This is a genomic window from Marinovum sp. PR37, from assembly GCF_028807375.1.
GTDB classification, from domain to species: Bacteria; Pseudomonadota; Alphaproteobacteria; order Rhodobacterales; family Rhodobacteraceae; genus Marinovum; species Marinovum algicola.
Genome location: NZ_JARAML010000076.1, coordinates 1 through 1268 on the forward strand (window position 1 = coordinate 1; position 1268 = coordinate 1268).

A 1268-nucleotide genomic window follows, 5' to 3' on the forward strand; every position below is an offset into this window, starting at 1 on the left:
CGGACCCGGATGTTGCATTGCTCGGCATGGCCGACAAAGCCCTCGAGCATGCAGAGCCGCGAGCCGTATTCGCCGATCATCGTCGCCGCCTCGTCGGTGGTGACCTTCTGATAGCTGTGGGTTTTCAGGAACTTGCCAACCCAGAGCCCGCCGGTGTAGCGGCCCGCATGCTTGGTCGGCAGCGTGTGGTTGGTGCCGATCACCTTGTCGCCGTTGGCGACATTCGTGCGCGGCCCGAGAAACAGCGCGCCGTAGCAGGTCATGTTGGCGAGGAACCAGTCGTCGCGGTCGGTCATCACCTGGACATGCTCGCTGGCGATCCCGTCGGCGACCTTAAGCATTTCTTCATAGCTGTCGCAGACAATGACCTCGCCATATTCCTCCCAGCTCACCCGCGCGGTGCCCGCGGTCGGCAGGATGGCGAGAATGCGGTCGATCTCGGCCAGGGTGTCCGCGGCCAGCCGGCGCGAATTGGTGACCAGCACCGCCGGCGAATTGTAGCCGTGTTCGGCCTGGCCCAGCAGGTCGGTGGCGCAAAGCTCGGCATCGGCGGCGGTCTCGTCGGCGATGACCATGGTCTCGGTCGGGCCGGCAAAGAGGTCGATGCCGACGCGGCCGAACAGCTGGCGCTTGGCCTCGGCGACAAAGGCATTGCCGGGGCCGACCAGCATATGCACCGGGTCGATGGTCTCGGTGCCGAGCGCCATGGCGCCGACCGCCTGGATGCCGCCCATGACATAGATCTCATGCGCGCCGCCCAGGTGCATGGCGGCGATCACCCCGGGGTTGGGCTTGCCCTCGAACGGCGGGGTGCAGGCGATGATCCGCGGCACGCCGGCGACGGCGGCGGTGGCGACGGACATATGCGCCGAGGCCACCATCGGGAACTTGCCGCCGGGGATGTAGCAGCCGACCGATTGCACCGGGATGTTGCGGTGGCCGAGGATGACGCCGGGCAGGGTCTCGACCTCGAGGTCGAGCATGGTGTCGCGCTGGGCCTGGGCAAAGTTGCGCACCTGGTCCTGGGCAAAGCGGATATCGGCCAGTTCCTGGTCCGAGAGCTGGCCGATCAGCGCATCGATCTCGTCCTGGCTGAGGCGGAAGGCGGCGGGGCTGTAGCCGTCGAACTTCTCGGACAGCGCGCGCACGGCGGCATCGCCGCGCGTCTCGATGTCTTTCAGCGTCGCCTCGACCACGGCACGGGTCCGGGCATCATCCTCCGCCCGGTCGGCCTCCGGCTTGCCGCGTTTGAGATATTCGATGGTCAT

At 67.0% G+C, this 1268-nt stretch carries 1 protein-coding gene; it reads right to left on the reverse strand.

Annotated elements, in window-relative coordinates; translation table 11 throughout:
- A partial coding sequence (hisD, locus tag PVW49_RS23680) for a histidinol dehydrogenase (protein ID WP_274591802.1) occupies positions 1 to 1268 on the reverse strand: 1268 nt, incomplete at its 3' end.